General features: G+C 41.8%; 1 protein-coding gene. It reads right to left on the reverse strand.

Annotation, left to right across the window (positions count from 1 at the left end):
* Window positions 1–337 (reverse strand): aminotransferase class I/II-fold pyridoxal phosphate-dependent enzyme (locus AAEY88_RS12720; RefSeq protein WP_350562960.1); only part of this gene is annotated, 337 nt, incomplete at both ends.

Raw genomic sequence — 337 nt, forward strand, 5'->3', positions numbered from 1 at the left:
CGATAGTGCAAACCATTACCATAAGTGTTATCAAGCACCGTCATCACATTATGATCATTTGCCACTTGCACCATAGCGGGAACATCTTGAATTTCCATGGTAATTGAACCCGGAGATTCTAAAAACAACACTTTGGTATTGTCTTGAATGTACTCTTTTATATCTGCGCCAATCATGGGCGGATAATAGGTCGTAGTAATGCCCAGCCCCGCTAAAATCTTGTCGCAAAAATCACGGGTTGGCTCGTAAACAGTATCCACTATTAAAATATGATCACCGGACTTTAAAAACGATAACAATGTTTGGCTTATCGCTGCCGCGCCACATGGGTATAAGG

This window comes from Psychrobacter sp. CAL346-MNA-CIBAN-0220, assembly GCF_040309805.1.
GTDB lineage: Bacteria > Pseudomonadota > Gammaproteobacteria > Pseudomonadales > Moraxellaceae > Psychrobacter.